16 protein-coding genes and 1 pseudogene are annotated in these 17,026 nt (G+C 32.8%); 7 read left to right on the forward strand and 10 right to left on the reverse strand.

Annotated elements, in window-relative coordinates; all coding sequences use genetic code 11:
- The first annotated feature begins 81 nt into the window (after positions 1-81).
- On the forward strand, positions 82-1,080 hold the full coding sequence (locus QE431_RS20025) for an NAD-dependent epimerase/dehydratase family protein (RefSeq protein WP_307299665.1): 999 nt from the start codon (positions 82-84) through the stop codon (positions 1,078-1,080).
- On the opposite strand, the gene QE431_RS20030 is transcribed toward QE431_RS20025, so the two are convergent.
- The 3 genes from QE431_RS20030 to QE431_RS20040 are packed head-to-tail and all read right to left on the reverse strand — an operon-like array spanning position 1,075 to position 3,648.
- Positions 1,075-1,563 carry a DUF4296 domain-containing protein gene (locus tag QE431_RS20030; protein WP_307299667.1) on the reverse strand — a complete coding sequence of 163 codons (489 nt, stop codon included), beginning with the start codon at positions 1,561-1,563 and terminating at the stop codon, positions 1,075-1,077. The two genes, QE431_RS20025 and QE431_RS20030, sit on opposite strands and share 6 nt — an antisense overlap.
- 9 nt (positions 1,564-1,572) lie before the next feature.
- Positions 1,573-2,913 carry a dihydroorotase gene (locus QE431_RS20035; RefSeq protein WP_307299669.1) on the reverse strand — a complete coding sequence of 447 codons (1,341 nt, stop codon included), beginning with the start codon at positions 2,911-2,913 and terminating at the stop codon, positions 1,573-1,575.
- Positions 2,914-2,922: 9 nt separating this feature from the next.
- The gene (locus tag QE431_RS20040; RefSeq protein WP_057115114.1) at positions 2,923-3,648 is read right to left on the reverse strand and encodes a polyprenol monophosphomannose synthase; all 726 of its coding nucleotides are present in this window, start codon (positions 3,646-3,648) and stop codon (positions 2,923-2,925) included.
- A 106-nt stretch (positions 3,649-3,754) separates the two neighbouring features.
- Here QE431_RS20040 and QE431_RS20045 point away from each other — a divergent pair, with 106 nt between their 5' ends.
- The 3 genes and pseudogenes from QE431_RS20045 (at position 3,755) to QE431_RS20055 (ending at position 5,901) form a co-directional block, all read left to right on the forward strand.
- A complete protein-coding gene (locus QE431_RS20045) occupies positions 3,755-4,423 on the forward strand; it encodes a DUF4271 domain-containing protein (RefSeq protein ID WP_057115115.1) in 669 nt (222 codons plus the stop codon).
- A 14-nt stretch (positions 4,424-4,437) separates the two neighbouring features.
- Positions 4,438-5,187 carry a uroporphyrinogen-III synthase gene (locus tag QE431_RS20050; protein WP_012022647.1) on the forward strand — a complete coding sequence of 250 codons (750 nt, stop codon included), beginning with the start codon at positions 4,438-4,440 and terminating at the stop codon, positions 5,185-5,187.
- A gap of 242 nt (positions 5,188-5,429) precedes the next feature.
- Positions 5,430-5,901: pseudogene (locus QE431_RS20055) on the forward strand (Lrp/AsnC family transcriptional regulator).
- A 142-nt stretch (positions 5,902-6,043) separates the two neighbouring features.
- Here the strand turns inward: QE431_RS20055 and QE431_RS20060 are convergent.
- From QE431_RS20060 to QE431_RS20070, 3 genes are all read right to left on the reverse strand, one after another.
- Positions 6,044-6,730 carry a zinc metallopeptidase gene (locus tag QE431_RS20060; protein WP_113676651.1) on the reverse strand — a complete coding sequence of 229 codons (687 nt, stop codon included), beginning with the start codon at positions 6,728-6,730 and terminating at the stop codon, positions 6,044-6,046.
- A gap of 104 nt (positions 6,731-6,834) precedes the next feature.
- Positions 6,835-7,464 (reverse strand): response regulator transcription factor, encoded by a 630-nt coding sequence (locus tag QE431_RS20065; RefSeq protein ID WP_307299675.1) that lies wholly within the window; start codon positions 7,462-7,464, stop codon positions 6,835-6,837.
- A gap of 15 nt (positions 7,465-7,479) precedes the next feature.
- On the reverse strand, positions 7,480-9,468 hold the full coding sequence (locus QE431_RS20070; RefSeq protein WP_307299677.1) for an ATP-binding protein: 1,989 nt from the start codon (positions 9,466-9,468) through the stop codon (positions 7,480-7,482).
- A 165-nt stretch (positions 9,469-9,633) separates the two neighbouring features.
- Here QE431_RS20070 and QE431_RS20075 point away from each other — a divergent pair, with 165 nt between their 5' ends.
- Positions 9,634-10,035, forward strand: a complete 402-nt coding sequence (locus QE431_RS20075) for an MmpS family transport accessory protein (RefSeq protein ID WP_057115119.1) — start codon at positions 9,634-9,636, stop codon at positions 10,033-10,035.
- 73 nt (positions 10,036-10,108) lie between these two features.
- Here QE431_RS20075 and QE431_RS20080 read toward each other — a convergent pair whose 3' ends face one another.
- The 4 genes from QE431_RS20080 to leuS form a co-directional block, all read right to left on the reverse strand.
- Positions 10,109-10,705 (reverse strand): hypothetical protein, encoded by a 597-nt coding sequence (locus QE431_RS20080; protein ID WP_307299680.1) that lies wholly within the window; start codon positions 10,703-10,705, stop codon positions 10,109-10,111.
- A complete protein-coding gene (locus QE431_RS20085; RefSeq protein ID WP_057115121.1) occupies positions 10,692-11,165 on the reverse strand; it encodes an RNA polymerase sigma factor in 474 nt (157 codons plus the stop codon). Before QE431_RS20085 ends, QE431_RS20080 begins: the two co-directional genes overlap by 14 nt.
- Position 11,166: 1 nt before the next feature.
- On the reverse strand, positions 11,167-12,012 hold the full coding sequence (locus QE431_RS20090) for an alpha/beta fold hydrolase (RefSeq protein WP_307299683.1): 846 nt from the start codon (positions 12,010-12,012) through the stop codon (positions 11,167-11,169).
- Between the two features lie 406 nt (positions 12,013-12,418).
- Positions 12,419-15,283 carry a leucine--tRNA ligase gene (gene leuS / locus QE431_RS20095; RefSeq protein WP_307299684.1) on the reverse strand — a complete coding sequence of 955 codons (2,865 nt, stop codon included), beginning with the start codon at positions 15,281-15,283 and terminating at the stop codon, positions 12,419-12,421.
- A gap of 515 nt (positions 15,284-15,798) precedes the next feature.
- On the opposite strand from leuS, the gene QE431_RS20100 reads away from it, so the two are divergent.
- Complete coding sequence (locus QE431_RS20100) at positions 15,799-16,674, forward strand: ABC transporter permease (RefSeq protein WP_057115125.1); 876 nt, start codon at positions 15,799-15,801, stop codon at positions 16,672-16,674.
- Between the two features lie 69 nt (positions 16,675-16,743).
- Positions 16,744-17,007 (forward strand): DUF3098 domain-containing protein, encoded by a 264-nt coding sequence (locus QE431_RS20105; protein ID WP_307299686.1) that lies wholly within the window; start codon positions 16,744-16,746, stop codon positions 17,005-17,007.
- Positions 17,008-17,026 lie beyond the last annotated feature (19 nt).

Raw genomic sequence — 17,026 nt, forward strand, 5'->3', positions numbered from 1 at the left:
AATCTATTTCGACACCAAAACCTTTGCAACTTTGAACCTTTGTCTCTTTGCACCTTAAACCAAAAAACTTATCTTTACAAAATGGTATTAGTAACTGGAGGAACTGGTTTAGTCGGCGCACATTTATTACTTCATTTAATTGAAAATGGAGAAAATGTTCGGGCTGTTTATAGATCAAAAAGTAAAATCGAAAAAACAAAATCGGTTTTTGAGTTCTATAAAAAACCAGATTTATTTGAAAAAATAAATTGGATTGAGGCTGATATTTTAGATGTTCCTTCCTTAGAAAATGCTTTTCTCGACATAAGTCAGGTTTATCACTGCGCCGCCTTGATCTCGTTTGATCCAAAAGACGAGGAAAAACTCAGAAAAACAAATATCGAAGGAACGGCAAACATGGTTAATTTTTCTATTGCCAAAAACGTAGAAAAATTTTGTTTTATAAGTTCAATCGCTGCCTTGGGCGATATTGCAGCACACGAAACGCATATTACCGAAGAAACAGATTGGAATCCCGAAAAACCACATAGCGATTACGCCATTTCTAAATATGGTGCTGAAATGGAAGTGTGGCGCGGACAACAAGAAGGCTTAAAAGTTATTATTGTAAATCCTGGAGTAATTTTAGGCCCGCCCAAAATGACGATTTTTGAAGAAGGAAGCAGTAAAATCTACCAAAAAGTTTCTAACGGTCTTCCGTTTTACACACTCGGAAGTACTGGATTTATTTCTGTGGATGATGTAATAAAAACTACTATTGAATTAATGAAAAGCATCATTATAAATGAACGTTTTACATTAATTGCAGATAACATTGTTTTTAGAGATCTTTTAAATACCGCTGCAGATGCATTAAATGCAAAAAGACCAAATATTCATGCTAAACCATTTTTTATGAATTTCTTATGGATTGCTGATGGAATATTTTCGACCTTATTTTTTAGAGAAAGAAGTATTACCAAAGCAACTGCAAAAGCTTCGTACTCTAAGAATTTGTATAGTAATGAAAAAATAAAAACCGCTCTAGGAACGGTTTTTACAGATATTCATCAGTATATTAAAGACAGTTCAAAATTATAATTGTCTTCTATTTTTTCTTTGCGCCATTTTTATAGAATCAATATTGATTTTTGGAATGCTTTTTTTGACAGAATCTTTCGAAACTTCCTTCAATTCCTTTGGCTTATTTTTATTCTCTTTTACTGCTTTTTTCTCATCGATTTTTGCAAGAGAATCTGCTGCTCTTTGATTTTTAGCCAATCTCTTGTTTACCTCATCGAACATATCTTTATAACTTTCATAATCAGAAGCATAATACATATTATTCTGAACAAACTGCAGACTGTCTACTTTATATTTTTGTAAAATAAACTTTGTTGGATCACTGTTTATCGAATCTAAAGACAATGGCTTTTGATACCTCATTGCTTCAAGAAGCGACAAATCGTACATAATATCAACCATTTTTTCTCTTTCAATAAGCTTCGCAGGCTGTTTTACTAGCTCTTTTTTGCAGCTTATAGAAAGAAACAAAACCAATACTATTACTATAAAATTCTTCATAGTCGTTTTTTATCTGTCAAATAATAATCGTTTTCCGGCTCTCGTATCTTTTACTTTGAAATTATTATAAACCAATTCTCCGTTTACAAAAGTATGTGTAATTCTTGATTTGAAAGTAAAATTCTCAAAAGGCGACCATCCGCATTTGTATAAAATATTCTCTGGTTTTACACTCCAAGGCAGGCTCGGATTTACAATAACTAAATCAGCGTGATAGCCTTCTCTGATAAATCCTCTTTTTTCAATTTTGAAAATTTTAGCTGGATTGTGGCACATTTTTTCCACTATTTTCTCCACGCTTATTTTACCTTGATGATGTGCTTCAAACATAGCTACAACAGCATGCTGTACAAGCGGACCACCAGAAGGAGCTTTTAAATACGACTGCATTTTTTCCTCTTTTGTATGAGGTGCGTGGTCTGTAGCAATTACATCAATTCGCCCGTCGTTCAAAGCTTTCCAAAGTTCAGCACGATCTTCGGCAGTTTTTACGGCTGGATTCCATTTAATGAAATTACCTTTTGTTTTATAATCTTCGTCAGTAAACCAAAGATGATGTACACAAACCTCAGCAGTAATCTTTTTATCTTCTAACGGAATTTTATTCGTAAACAATTCCATTTCTTTTGCAGTTGAAAGATGGAAAATATGAAGTCTTGCTCCTGTGCGTTTTGCTAAAGCAACTGCTTTTGAAGAAGAAATATAACACGCTTCTGCACTTCTAATTAAATTATGCGCAGTTACGGGAACATCTTCTCCATACTGCTCTTTAAAAGCAGCAAGATTATTTTGAATTGTAGTTTCATCTTCGCAGTGAACCGCAATTAGCATTGGTGTGCTCGAAAAAATCTTTTCTAAAACTGCTTCGTTATCCACCAGCATATTTCCTGTTGACGAACCTAAGAAAATTTTAATTCCGGCAACGTTTTTTGGATTTGTTTTTAAAACCTCTTCCAAGTTATCATTTGTTGCACCCATCATAAACGAATAATTCGCAAATGATTTTTGAGATGCAATTTGATATTTATCTTCTAAAATTTCTTGTGTTACTGCATTAGGAACCGTATTTGGTTGCTCGATAAAAGAAGTAATCCCTCCAGCAATAGCAGCTCGAGATTCAGATTCGATATCTCCTTTATGCGTTAAACCCGGTTCTCTAAAATGTACTTGATCGTCAATTGCTCCCGGCATTAAATAACTTCCTTCGGCATCGATTACTATACAATCTGATGTTTTTAACGAAATGCTGTCGGCAATTTCAACAATCAAATCATTTTCTATTAAAACATCTCCTTCAAAAATTGTCCCTTCGTTTACAATTTTGGCATTTTTTATTAAAATCCTATTCATGATGTTGGTTTATAATGAATTGACTAATTTTCTTAATCTAAGTGAAATTACGCCTAGTATAGCTTCTTTAATAATGGCATTACTCATTTTAGAAACTCCTTTTGTTCTATCTGTAAAGATAATAGGAACTTCTGTAATTTGAAATTTTGCACAATATGTTCTGTATTTCATTTCGATTTGAAACGCATACCCAACAAATTTTATTTTATTCAAATTGATTTTTTCTAGAACTTCTCGTTTGTAACATACAAAACCTGCAGTGGCATCATGAATTTTCATTCCTGTGATAAATTTCACGTAAACCGATGCAAAATAAGACATCAAAACTCGGCTTAGAGGCCAGTTTACAACGTTTACACCCGTTACATAACGAGAACCAATTGCAAGGTCTGCGCCACCAAAATGGCAGGCATCGTACAGCTTTTCTAAATCATTTGGGTTATGGGAAAAATCGGCATCCATTTCAAAAATAAATTGATAATTGCGTTCTAAAGCCCACTTGAAGCCATGAACATAAGCTGTTCCTAAACCTGATTTTTTGGTTCTTTGTTCTAAAAAAAGCTTATCTGGAAATTCTTCCTGTAATGCAATCACTTTTTTTGCAGTATGATCAGGAGAATTGTCATCAATAATCAGCAGATGAAAAGATTTATGCTGCGAAAGTACTGCTCTTACTATACTTTCTATATTCTCAATTTCGTTATATGTGGGAATTATGACAATACTATCATTCATTTTTTCTCGGTAATTTCACCGCAAAAGTAAACTTTTTATAGCATTTGATTCATAATAAATATATAATAAAAGTATTGCATCAAAAAATTACTAATTTTGTAACGCTATGATTGAACAACTTCATCCTCGAATTCTGGAAAACAAAGACTGGGCAACACTTTTGTTTGTGCTGACCTTTGCTGTTGTTGCCATGACAAAATCTGCTTATGAAACTAGATTTAGTGAATTTAGTAAACTTATTTTTTCTGATAAATATGCTAAAATTTATCGCGACAACAACCATTTAAAAAGCAGTTTTACAGTTGGTTTATTTTTTGTACAAATTGTTTCGTACGCATTTTTCATTTTGCTTACGATGAACATTTTTGGACAGGCCTCTAAAACTGATTGGGTTTTGTTTATTCAGATCGCAACTTTCCTTCTTTATTTCATTTTAGGAAAGTATTTAATCGAGAAAATCGTAGCAACTTCATTCAACATTGATGAATTTGTAGAACTTTTTAACTTACAAAAAGTAACTTACAGAACATATATTGGCGTTTTAATCCTTCCAATCAATGCTATTTTGTTCTATTACAATAATATTCCACAAATCATACCGATAATAATCATAGGTATTTCCCTGTGTATTAGTGTATACTCTTACTTTATTTCAATTAAAACATATCAAAACGCAATTATCAGCAAGTTATTTTATTTTATTTTATATCTTTGCGCTCTTGAAATAGCCCCTTATTATTTTCTTTATTATTGGATAACAAAAGGGAGTGCTTAGAAAATGTTTATAATATGAAAGTGAAAACAATTTTGGTGTCACAGCCTGAACCTAAAGTGGAGAATTCTCCTTACTTTGAGCTCCAACAAAAACACAAAATAAAAATTGATTTCAGACCATTTATTCATGTGGAAGGGGTTAGCGCAAAAGAGATTCGATTACAAAAAATCGATCTTAATCATTACACTGCGATCATTTTAACAAGTAGAAATGCTGTAGATCATTTTTTTAGAGTTGCTGATGAAATGCGTTATAAAGTTCCTGAAGGATTGAAGTATTTCTGTCAATCTGAGGCTGTTGCGTTTTACCTTCAAAAGTATGTTGTGTACAGAAAACGTAAAATTTACGTTGGAGCAAAAGATTTTGCGGATTTATCTCCGCTGATTAAGAAGTACAAAGACGAAAAGTTTTTACTTCCTGCATCTGATCAATTAAATGCAGATGCTCCTATAACATTAAACAGTCTTAAAGTAGATTGGGCACAAGCTATTTTTTACAGAACTGTAATGAGCGATTTGTCTGATTTGGCAGATGTTTATTATGACGTTTTAGCTTTTTTCAGCCCAACTGGAATTAAATCGCTGTTTAAGAATTTCCCAGATTTCAAACAAAACGACACCAGAATCGCAGTATTTGGAAGCACAACTCAAAAAGAAGCTTTAGATCATGGTTTAAGAATTGATATTCTTGCTCCAACTCCTGAAACACCTTCTATGACAATGGCTCTAGAAAAATACGTTGCCGAAGCAAACAAAGGAAAATAACCTTAAGAAATATATAATTTTAAAAATCCAAATTCCAACTAATCACTGGGATTTGGATTTTTTGTTTTAACGACTTCATAAATCAAACACAATAAGTGGTTTCAACCACTGGAACGCATTTGGATTTTCTTAAATTGGAATTTGGATTTTTTGCATTGGAATTTCTATTTACAAGCCATTTTAATTACATTTGATTTCTATTCTAAACCCAAATCACAAAAAATAGTTTCAAATTGTAAGTTATGAAAATCAACTCCCTCTTAATTGAAATTGACGGTATCGACAAAGAAATCCTTCGATATTTAATGGACGATGCCCGAAAACCAATTTTGCAAATCGCCAATAAAATCGGAATTTCTGGTGCTGCAATTCATCAGAGATTAAAAAAACTAGAGCAATCCGGCGTTATTTCTGGGTCTAAATTTACTGTAAACCCAAAGGTTTTAGGTTACAACACAATGGCGTTTATTGGAGTTTATTTGGATAAAGCTTCCCGAAATTCGGAAGCTGTCAAAGAACTTAAGAAAAATTCCTGAAGTTTTAGAATGCCATTATACTACTGGAAACTGGTCTGTTTTAATTAAAATCATCTGTCGTGATAACGAACATTTAATGCAGTTGCTAAATACCAAAATTCAAGCTATTGAAGGTGTTTCTAGAACGGAAACTTTTATTTCTTTAGATCAGCAGATTGATAGACAGATTCAGCTTTAGCAATCTAAAATTCCAATTTTCAAAATCCAAATTCCAAATTCGAAAAGTATTACTGATTCATTCGTTATCGGAAAGAATAAAAAAATTCCAAACCTAACAGATTTGGAATTTGGAATTTTAAAATATTGAAAATTTAAATTAATTAATTTCTCCTGCTTCCCGAATAAATCGAGATATAGTACAGCAACGTGGCAATAGAACCAATTGCAGCCACTACATAAGTTCTTGCAGCCCATTTTAAAGCATCTTTTGCTCCTGCCTGTTCTTCTTGTGTCAGCATGTGTTTATTTTCTAACCAAGCCAGCGCACGGTTACTTGCGTCGTATTCTACAGGTAGTGTAATAATCGAAAACAAGGTTGTTGCCGCGAAAACGATAATCCCAACTAATAGTAATTGTGGAAAAACTTTAATCATTAAGATTCCCGCAATTAAAATCCATTGTACGTAGTTTGAAGCAACGCTTACGATTGGCACTAATTTCGAACGCATTGTCAGCCATTCGTAACCAATTGCATGCTGTACGGCGTGACCGCATTCGTGTGCTGCAACTGCTGCAGCTGCGGCGTTTCTGTGATTATAAACGGCTTCACTTAAATTTACTGTTTTATCTGAAGGATTATAATGGTCTGTTAACTGACCTGGTGTTGAAATAACACGAACATCTGTAATTCCGTTATCAGCAAGCATTTTTTCGGCAATTTCAGCACCGCTCATTCCGTTTCTTAGTTGCAATTTTGAATATAATTCGAATTTACTCTTTAGCTGAGAACTTACCAGCCAGCTGAACAACATTATAGCTCCAGCAATAATTAGATATCCAGATCCCATATTTTCTAGTGTTTTTAGATTGATTTTTAAATTTACAAAACAAACTGCAAATTATGAACCATTTTAACAAAATGTCATTTTGACATTTATTTACCGAATTTGTCTCAGTTTAACATATTGTTCTTAAGCAGAAAAGCAATCAATTCTGCTACGTTTTTCATTTTATATTTTTGAAGAATATTGCGCCGATGCGTTTGAACCGTCAAGAAACTCAAAAATAAATCATCTGCAATTTCCTGAGTCGATTTTCCTTGAGACAACAGTAATGCAATGTCGCGCTCTCTTCTGCTTAAAGCAGGAATACGCTCTAAATCTTCAGACAAAGGCTGGCTGATTATGGTTTTTACTTCTTCACTAAAAACAATTTCGCCTTCAATAGCTTTATAAATACAATTTTTAAATTCATCAAAAGAGGCATTTTTCAAGATATAGCCATTCCCTCCATTTTGAATAAACTGCATTACCAGACTTCTTTCAGATTGACTGCTCATACCGATAATTACAATTTTAGGATGTTTTTGTTTAATGGTTTTACACAAGTCAACGCCATTTATAACCGGCAGGAAAATATCCATTAAGATGAGATCAACTTTATTGTCTTCGATATATTCTAAAAGAGATACTCCCGACTCAAATTTTTCTACGATCTTAATAGCATCCAAATCCGACAACAAACCTGCTATTCCCGAAATTACAATCGGATGATCGTCTACAATTACTGTTTTATGTGTCATTTATATTGTCTGGATTTAAATTTTTAATTCAATATATACTGAAGTCCCTTTATTGACAACCGAATCAATTTCTAGTTTCCCATTCAAAAATGCGACGCGGTTTTTAATATTTCTCAATCCCATACCTTCTCTTTTTTCGGCGTGTTTTACATTAAATCCTACTCCATTGTCTTCTACAGTAATAAAGAACACATCTTTATTCTGCGAACAGGAAACTAAAATTTGTGAAGCTTTAGCATATTTTAAAGCATTATTTAGAAGTTCCTGAATTATTCGATAAATCATAATTTCAAAATGCTGCGGAAATTTTGATTTTTTAATTAAATACTGAAACTCAACTGCAGTTTCTAAAGTAGAATGAGAAACACACAAATCTTTCAACGCATGTTCCAGCCCCAATTTCATTAAACTTTCGGGCATTAAATTTTGAGAAATATTACGAAGCTCTTTAATCGAGTCGTTTAGCATTTCATTAATGTTCGGACTGTTTTCGTTATTTTCTCGGTTGACAAGACTCAAATGCATTTTCAAGCCAGAAAGCATACTTCCTAATCCATCGTGTAAATCTCTGGCAATTCTCTTTCGTTCGATTTCTTCACCTTGAATCAATGCATTTGAAATCGATAATTTCTGTTGATTTTCCAGCGCTGATAATTCTTGCTGCAAATTGACTTCTTTCTGAAAGCTCAGCTTTTTTTGATAGTTATTATAAATCCATAAAAACAAAACTGTAAGGAACAACAGAAACGAAAGCGCCGCAAAAAGCATTGTGTTTAATCGATTATTATTGACTTGTAAAACTGCTTTTTCATTTTCTGACTGCAGTAAAGAGATTTTTTTCTCACTTTCTGCTTTTTTATATTTTGCCTCGAGTTCTATAATTTCGTTTTTCAGATTGGCATCGTTCAAACTATCATTTATAACATTGTATTTGTGCGAGTACAAATAAGCTTTGGAGTATTCTTTTGTCGCATTATAAACTTTAGATAATTCTTTATAATAATTTTTTTTGTCAACAATAAATGGTGTGTTTTGCACCAAATATTCTAGATTACTTTTGGCTTTATCGTAGTTTTTGAGTTTAAAAAGCACTTCATACTCCGCAAATTTTAATCTGTTTAATGCGATAGAGTTACCATGTTTTACAGAAGAATTTATGCCTTTCTCAAAACTTATTAATGCTTCATTGTGTTTATTTTGTTTAGCATAATAAATCCCTTCTGCATAAAAATAAGAATCATTCAAATTTGATTCTGGATAATTTTTTAAAGTCAAAAAGGCTTTATCGAGTATACTTTTAGCATCATAAAAATGTTTAAGTTCTACCAAATTCTCTGCATTTATGATATAAGTTTCCATTTTAGACTCTGCCAGCGTCGGAGACTTTTTAGTAGTATTTTCGATATATTTTTGGGCTTGATCGAGATATTCTGCAGCTTTTTCCCTTTCGCCATTATTCATGAAAATAATGGCAACGGCTTTATTTAAACCGCTGATTAACTCATAATCACCGCTTTTTTTGGCAATAGGAATTGCTTCATTCACCAACAGACGCATATAAGCATTTTCATTATTCTTGCGTTGCTGCATAATGCCATAATTCTGAAGTATAATTGCCCGAATTCTATATGCTTCCTTATAGCGGTATTTTTTAAGTTTTTCATTAGCTTCTAATAAGGCTTTTTCGAAACCATCTATATCGCCTTTTTCAATAAAACTGTAAGCATTATAATAAAGCGAAATATCCCGTAAGAAAGGAAATTTTGCTTTTAATCGATTTCCTTGTTCGAGATATTCTTTGGATTTTTTGGCATCCTGAACCATTAAAAATAATTTGGACAGTCTAAAACTGTTCAAACTTTTAATGCTGTCGGACTTTACATTTTTTGTAAACTTAACAATACTGTCAATGTAAACCGTATCGTCATCTAATGAAAGAATTACTTGTGAATTGGAAATAGCAGAAAAAAATAAAAAAAAGATAAAGGCGTAGATTTTCTTCATAAATGGGTATTTACTCAAAGTTATTAAAGCTTAATGACTTTCGAAAAAAAATCCGCTCTTTTACCTGATATCAGGTAATAAAAAATACATTTTATCAGGTATTGATATCTCTTTAGTAAGGGTCTAATTTTGTTTGACTATGAATATTAATTTAAGAATTTTATTATGAAATCGATTTTAAAAACTTTAGCAATTGTATTGACTCTTGCTTTTACAGCAGTTTCTTGCAGCAGCGACAATGACGATAATAACACTGGAACAGCTTCAAGAGATGTAAAATATGAAATAACTGGAAATTATACAGGAACACTATCTACTGTTTATTTTGAAAAAGGCGGGAACGCACTAAATGAAGACATTACTAAGCTTCCTTGGACTAAAGAATTTACAGCTGAAGCAAAATCTATGGGAGCATCATTAAGCGCAAGCGGATATGGCGGAGTTGCTGGACAAACTTTAACTGGTAAAATTTATGTTGGCGGAAAATTGCAAAACGAACTAACTGCAACAGCAACTAGCGACGGAATAATTGTTTTATCTCTTACTCCTTACGTTTTTCCTCTATAAATCTTACTTTAAAATTTAGATTTTAGTTTTTTGGTAAAAAGTAAAGCTTCGTAATATTACGAAGCTTCTTTTTTTATAACTCTAATTGATTGTTCACTTCTTCAAACTTCTCAATTAGACTATTTATTTTCTCCTGCTGTTTTTTGACTTGTTTCGGGCGAAGATAAAACCAATTGAACCACATCCATGATAAAGTAATACCATACGTTAAACCAGCTCCTAAAAGCGTCATTCTACTGGCATATTCATACATATATAAACAAATACCAACTGTAAGCGCCAGAAAATAAAAAGTCATCATTTTGGTCTGCAGAAATTGTTGTTTCTTTTTAATTATAATTAAATTTTGAAGATACTCTTGATTGGTTTGTGTGGCTTCAATATTTTTATACTTGCTCAGTAATTTATTATAGGTGAATAAATAAATCACCATGGCCAGAATCGTTATAATAATTCCGATCTTAGTCGAAATAAATTGTGGTTGATAATATATCCAAATACAAACAATAAACATACAGGTAGCCAAAAGCAATATATTAACAATCCATAAACTTCTTAATCCTGCCTTTTTGAACTTGGTTACTCTTGCCAGCAAATCCTTCATATCTGGCTGACTTACAGATTGTTTTTTCCATAAGTCTTTAAAATCTATATTGTTATCGTTGTCCATTTTCTTTAAATTTTTCGGTCAATTTTTCTTTTATCCTGTGAATTTTTACTCGTACATTTGCATCAGAAAGTCCAACAATTTTGGCAATTTCTGTCTGCTTTACATCTTCTAATTCCAGCGAAATAATAATACGTTCTGTTTCGGGTAATTCAGCAATACATTTGTATAAAAACTGAATTTGAGGTTCTAATGAGGTTTGTTTTTCTTCTGAAAGATGAACAGGCAGCTCTGATTTCGGAAAACGCTTCTGTTTTTCGATCTGCCTCAGGCAATTGTTAGAAGCAATCCTAAAAATCCAGGTTCCAATAGAAGATTCATTTCTAAAGGTTTCCAGTTTCTGCCAGACAATTATAAACGTTTCCTGAGTCAAATCCTGCGCGGCGTCATAATCGTTTACAAAACCCATGCAAAGCCTAAAAATTCTATCCCAATATGTTTTGTAGATATCTTCGAATTCCATTTTAAGATTTTATAAAAGAGTTTAATTGTGCCAAATACCAATCTTTGTCATCGTACATTATAAAATGTAAACCTTTATCCGCATATTGAAAATTAGCTGTTTTCAAGTTTTTATACTGCCCTTCGATTGCCGGTTTTAAATTTATAAAATAAGATTCTAATAAAATTAATGACGGACATTTTATCGCCGAGATTCTTTCTCTCAAATCGATATTAAAGAAATCGCAATACACTTCCGAAAAAGTTTTTCGATCCGATTTTACACTCCAGTCTACAACCATTTCTAATTTTGATGAATCTTGCAAAAGTCTCGGCATCGTTTGTTTCTGCATATCATAAAACTGCGTTTCATTCATTGCTGCCATTTGAGTAACCATTGGCGAACAATCATTATTTTCTTTTGATTTAAAAGAAGGATCGCTCAAAGCTGCCAAACACGGAAGCGCGTCGACAACCACAATTTTACCAATTAAATCCGGATAATCAGATGCGATTGCAAGCGCCAATCCGCCACCCATACTGTGGCCAACTAAAATTGGCTTCTCGATTTTATTGTCTTTGATATAATCGGCAATTCCTGCTTTCCAGTTTTCGAATGAAGGATTAGGTTGTGGTTTTACTCCGGCAAATCCAGCCATTGTAAGTGTGTAACAAGTAAAATCTTTTTCGAAAACTGCTTTGGTTTCGTTCCAAACTTCCCCTGAAGAAGCAAATCCTGGAATGAATATTATAGATTGTTTTCCTTTTCCTGTTTTAATAACTTCAAAAGGATATGATTTTGTTTGTGCAAAAACATTCACGCATAATGCAGAAAATAAAAGGGCGATAATTAAAATATACTTTTTCATTTTTAATAGTTTTAAGTTGTTAATTAAATCGGATCCATGCTTTTGATACGACGACTATTAAAATGTTACAAAAGTTTTTAAATTTTTAATAAAAAAATTTAAAACGCCAATGTTTGCGCGGGTTTTTAACCGCAAAGTTTTTCCTCAATCTTGTCATTTCGACGAAGGAGAAATCTTCGCGAGTAGCTCCGCAATCAAAATCGCCAATCTTTGTAGAGTTACTTGTGAAATCGCCAATCTTTGTAGAGTTACTTGTGAAGATTTCTCCTTCGTCGAAATGACAAACTATATGTTTTTAAAAAATAAAATTCGTGAATTCGTGGCGAGAAAAACAAGCATAAAAAAAATCCCAAACCCAATCGTAAAATTGGAATTTGGAATTTTTAATATTGGAATTTTAAAATAATTAACCGACTAGGTTAATTATTTTCCCAGGAACAATAATTACTTTATTTGGAGTTTTTCCATCTAACTGTTTTTGAGTTCTTTCGTCTTTCATTACGATTTCTTCGATTTGTTCTTTGGTTAAATCCAAAGGTAATTCGATTGTGAAACGCATTTTTCCGTTGAAAGAAACTGGGTACTCTTTATTGGTTTCGATTAAATGTTTCTCATCAAAAATTGGAAAAGCAACTTCAGAAATAGAAGTTGTATGTCCTAACTGCGACCATAATTCTTCTGCAATATGAGGCGCATATGGCGAAACTAAAATTGCTAACGGCTCTAAAATCGCTCTTGAATGACAATTTTGAGAAGACAATTCGTTTACACAAATCATAAATTGAGAAACCGAAGTATTGAAAGAGAAATTCTCAATATCATCAGCCACTTTCTTGATTGTTTTATGCAATGATTTTAAGTTGTCTTTTGTCGGTTCGTCGTTGTTTACGATTAAACCATTATCATCAAAATACAATCTCCATAATTTTTTCAAGAAACCAAATACACCAGAAATTCCAGCTGTATTCCAAGGTTTTGCCTGCTCTAACGGACCTAAGAACATTTCATACAAACGCAATGTATCGGCACCGTATTCATCACAAATATCATCTGGAGTTACCACATTATATTTTGATTTTGACATTTTCTCAACCTCGCGTCCAACGATATACTTTCCGTTATCATCTAAAATGAATTCTGCATCAGCATAATCTTCTCTCCAAGCTTTGAATTTTTCAACATCTAATTCATCTGATGAATTTACCATTGAAACGTCAGCGTGAATTGGCTGTACTTTTTGATCTCCAATTTTATTTTTAGATACAAAAGTATTTGTTCCTTCTAATCTGTAAACAAACGCACTAGTTCCCAAAATCATTCCCTGATTGATCAGTTTTTTGAATGGCTCTTCAGTTGGAGCAAAACCTTTATCTTTTAAGAATTTATTCCAGAAACGAGAATACAATAAGTGACCTGTTGCGTGCTCGCTTCCTCCGATATATAAATCTACATTTTCCCAATAAGCCAAAGCTTCTTTGCTTGCAAATTCGTTTTCATTGTGTGCATCCATGTAACGCATCCAATACCATGAACTTCCTGCCCAACCTGGCATAGTGTTCAATTCTAAAGGAAAAATCGAAACATTATCAACTAAATCAGTATCGACAACTTTATTTTGTTTTGTATCCCAAGCCCAAACTGCTGCATTTCCTAATGGAGGCAGACCATCTTCTGTTGGTAAATATTTTTCTACTTCTGGCAAAATAATTGGTAAATGTTGTGCATCAATCATTTTTGGCAATCCGTTTACATAATAAACTGGGAATGGTTCGCCCCAATAACGCTGACGAGAGAAAACAGCATCACGCAAACGGTAATTTGTTTTACCAGTTCCCTGACCAATTTTTTCTAATTCAGCAATTGCTTTTTGAGTTGCCTCTTTATAATTTAATCCGTTTAAAAAATCAGAATTTGCGATTTCAACGTTGTCTTTTGATCCGTACGCAGCTTCTGAAATATCAACATTAGCGAAGATATTTTTGATTTCCTGCATTCCGTTTTGACCTTTAAAGAAATTAGCAAAAGCGTAATCTCTTTCGTCTCCGCAAGGAACCGCCATTACAGCACCTGTCCCGTAACCTGCCAAAACATAATCCCCAATCCAAACTGGAATTGCTTCTTTTGTAAATGGATGTTCAGCATAAGCACCTGTAAATACTCCCGAAATAGTTTTTACATCCGCCATACGCTCACGCTCAGAACGTTTTGCTGTTTTTTCTATATAGGCTTCAACAGTAGCTTTTTGTTCTGGAGTTGTAATTTTAGCCACCAAATCATGTTCTGGCGCCAAAGTCATAAATGTAACTCCAAAAATAGTATCAGGTCTTGTCGTAAACACTTCTATAACTTCGTTATGATTTTTCACATTAAAAGTCACCAACGCACCAACTGATTTTCCAATCCAGTTTCTTTGTGATTCTTTTATAGACTCACTCCAATCAATATCATTCAAACCTTGAAGCAAGCGTTCGGCATAAGCAGAAATTCGCATACTCCATTGTGTCATTTTTTTTCTTATAACAGGAAAGCCTCCACGTTCTGAAACTCCGTTTACAATTTCGTCATTTGCCAAAACAGTTCCTAAGCCTGGACACCAGTTTACTTCGGTTTCTGCCAAATACGTCATTCTGTATTGCAACAAGATTTTTTCTTTTTGATCATCAGAATAAGAATTCCATTCATCAGCAGTAAAAATTACTACGTTATCATCGCAAACTGCCTCAACTAATGCGTTTCCACTTTCTTCAAAAACAGTTATCAATTCTGAAATATCAAATGCTTTTCCTTGTTTTTTGCAATACCAAGAATTGAACAATTGAATAAAAATCCATTGTGTATGTTTGTAATAATCAGGATTTGAAGTTCGCACTTCACGACTCCAGTCAAACGAAAACCCGATTTTATCTAATTGTTTTCTATATCCTGCGATTTGTTTTCCTTCTTTGTCTACACCACCGTCAATATTTACGCGTGTTGTATCTTCTGGACGCTGTCCTGTCTGGATTGCATATTGTTCTGCAGGTAATCCAAAACTATCGTAACCCATTGGGTGCAAAACATTGAAACCTTGATGTCTTTTGAAACGAGAATAAACGTCTGAAGCTATATAACCCAGCGGATGCCCAACGTGTAATCCCGCTCCAGATGGATAAGGAAACATATCGAGTACATAATGTTTAGGTTTTTCAGAGTTATTTTTTGCTGCAAAAGTTTGATTTTCTGCCCAATATTTTTGCCATTTGGCGTCAATTTCGTTTGGATTGTATTTCATTTCTAAGTGACTAAGATTCTAAGTGACTAAGGTTCTAAGGCTTTTCACTAGTTAATTAGCCGCAAATTTACATTTATTGTGGTTTGTACCAAAGCATTTCATAGACAAACAAATAAAATATCAAAATACTTATTCAAATTATTAAAAATACTTAATATTGAGTCGCATTTCATGTAGTTTTTGAAAGTAAATTTTAAGGTTCACCGTTTTTTTCAACCGCAAAGTTCGCTAAGGTTTTTATTTAGCGGTAGATTCAAAACATATAAGTTCACAAAGCTTTATGCCGCTATAACTTTGCGCAGCTTTGTGTTTTATACAATTTAAATTACTTTGCGCACTTTGCGGTAAAATCTGCTTTATGCCCTCAGATAAGTAATCTTAAAAAAACTTATTCTTGTTTGCAGTTAAATAAACTTTTATTCAATATCAAATTGTACATTTATAGTATAAAAGTTCGTTATTAACTTTAAATAAAGAAATTCTTTATTATTTTTACCACATAATTTAAGCAAACTATGAGTTCTAACTTTGATAAATTTCAAAAGCGCAGGTTAATTTCCTCTTATTTTTCGGTTGTATTAAGTGTATTCTTGGTTTTATTCCTTTTGGGAGTACTGGGATTATTCATTATTAATTCTAAAAAACTGGCCAACGATTTTAAAGAAAAAATCGCAATGACCGTTTTCTTTAAAAATGAAGCTAATGACAGTGTCATAAAGGCTTTTAATACCGAATTGAAAAGAGCACCATTCGCTAGATCTTTTGCTTATGTTTCTAAAGAAAAAGCAGCTAAAGAACACACTGACATTATTGGTGAAGACTTTCTAACTTTTTTAGGAGAAAATCCGTTATTAAATTCATACGACATTCACTTAAAAGCTGATTATGTTGAAAGAGACAGCATTTTAGAGATTGAAAGTAATTTAAAAAAAAATACCATGATTGAAGATATTGTTTATGACAAACAATTGGTAAATCTGGTAAATGACAACATCAAAAAAGTTAGTATGTGGATTTTAATAATCAGTGGTTTCCTTACTATAATTGCTGTTTTATTAATCAATAGTTCACTGCGTTTATCAATTCACTCTAATCGTTTTATCATCAAAACTATGCAGATGGTTGGAGCAACCAAAGCATTTATTCGTAAACCATTTGTAATGCGAAGTGTAAAATTAGGCATGCTGGGCGCTGGTTTGGCAATTATCGCCTTGATTGCACTTTTAATTTATGTAGAAACTAATTTCCCTGGTTTAGGAATTTTAGAAGACAAAGTTTTAATCGCTTTGGTTTTAGTTGCTGTTTTCGGATTAGGTGTTTTGATTACTTGGATCAGCACACATTTTGCAACACAACGTTTCTTGAATTTAAGAACTGACGATCTTTATTAATTTTAGATTGCTTTAGATAAAAATAAACTCAAAAGAGGGTGAGATTGCTTCGTACCTCGCAATGACAAAATGAAAAACAACAACAATAACAAAGAACAAGCTCAGGCACAGCCAAAACAGGAATTCCTTTTTGACGGCATCAATTATAAAATCTTACTAATTGGTATTGCTGTTATTGCATTAGGATTTATTCTAATGTCTGGCGGAGGAAGTAAAGATCCGAATGTTTTTAACGAAGATATTTTTAGTTTTAGACGTATCCGTTTAGCGCCGACAACTGTTTTAATCGGTTTTGGAATTACGATTTATTCTATTTTCAAAAAATCTAAATAGACTTTCTTAGACTACTTAG

Source organism: Flavobacterium sp. SORGH_AS_0622 (assembly GCF_030818825.1).
Taxonomy (GTDB): Bacteria; Bacteroidota; Bacteroidia; order Flavobacteriales; family Flavobacteriaceae; genus Flavobacterium.

Coding starts and splice junctions, on each gene's coding strand:
- QE431_RS20045 (WP_057115115.1), top strand. CDS start 3,755: ATGATTGAACAACTTCATCCTCGAATTCTGGAAAACAAAGACTGGGCA.
- QE431_RS20025 (WP_307299665.1), top strand. CDS start 82: ATGGTATTAGTAACTGGAGGAACTGGTTTAGTCGGCGCACATTTATTA.
- QE431_RS20080 (WP_307299680.1), bottom strand. CDS start 10,705: ATGGACAACGATAACAATATAGATTTTAAAGACTTATGGAAAAAACAA.
- QE431_RS20090 (WP_307299683.1), bottom strand. CDS start 12,012: ATGAAAAAGTATATTTTAATTATCGCCCTTTTATTTTCTGCATTATGC.
- QE431_RS20070 (WP_307299677.1), bottom strand. CDS start 9,468: ATGAAGAAAATCTACGCCTTTATCTTTTTTTTATTTTTTTCTGCTATT.
- leuS (WP_307299684.1), bottom strand. CDS start 15,283: ATGAAATACAATCCAAACGAAATTGACGCCAAATGGCAAAAATATTGG.
- QE431_RS20040 (WP_057115114.1), bottom strand. CDS start 3,648: ATGAATGATAGTATTGTCATAATTCCCACATATAACGAAATTGAGAAT.
- QE431_RS20085 (WP_057115121.1), bottom strand. CDS start 11,165: ATGGAATTCGAAGATATCTACAAAACATATTGGGATAGAATTTTTAGG.
- QE431_RS20075 (WP_057115119.1), top strand. CDS start 9,634: ATGAAATCGATTTTAAAAACTTTAGCAATTGTATTGACTCTTGCTTTT.
- QE431_RS20105 (WP_307299686.1), top strand. CDS start 16,744: ATGAAAAACAACAACAATAACAAAGAACAAGCTCAGGCACAGCCAAAA.
- QE431_RS20100 (WP_057115125.1), top strand. CDS start 15,799: ATGAGTTCTAACTTTGATAAATTTCAAAAGCGCAGGTTAATTTCCTCT.
- QE431_RS20050 (WP_012022647.1), top strand. CDS start 4,438: ATGAAAGTGAAAACAATTTTGGTGTCACAGCCTGAACCTAAAGTGGAG.
- QE431_RS20035 (WP_307299669.1), bottom strand. CDS start 2,913: ATGAATAGGATTTTAATAAAAAATGCCAAAATTGTAAACGAAGGGACA.
- QE431_RS20060 (WP_113676651.1), bottom strand. CDS start 6,730: ATGGGATCTGGATATCTAATTATTGCTGGAGCTATAATGTTGTTCAGC.
- QE431_RS20030 (WP_307299667.1), bottom strand. CDS start 1,563: ATGAAGAATTTTATAGTAATAGTATTGGTTTTGTTTCTTTCTATAAGC.
- QE431_RS20065 (WP_307299675.1), bottom strand. CDS start 7,464: ATGACACATAAAACAGTAATTGTAGACGATCATCCGATTGTAATTTCG.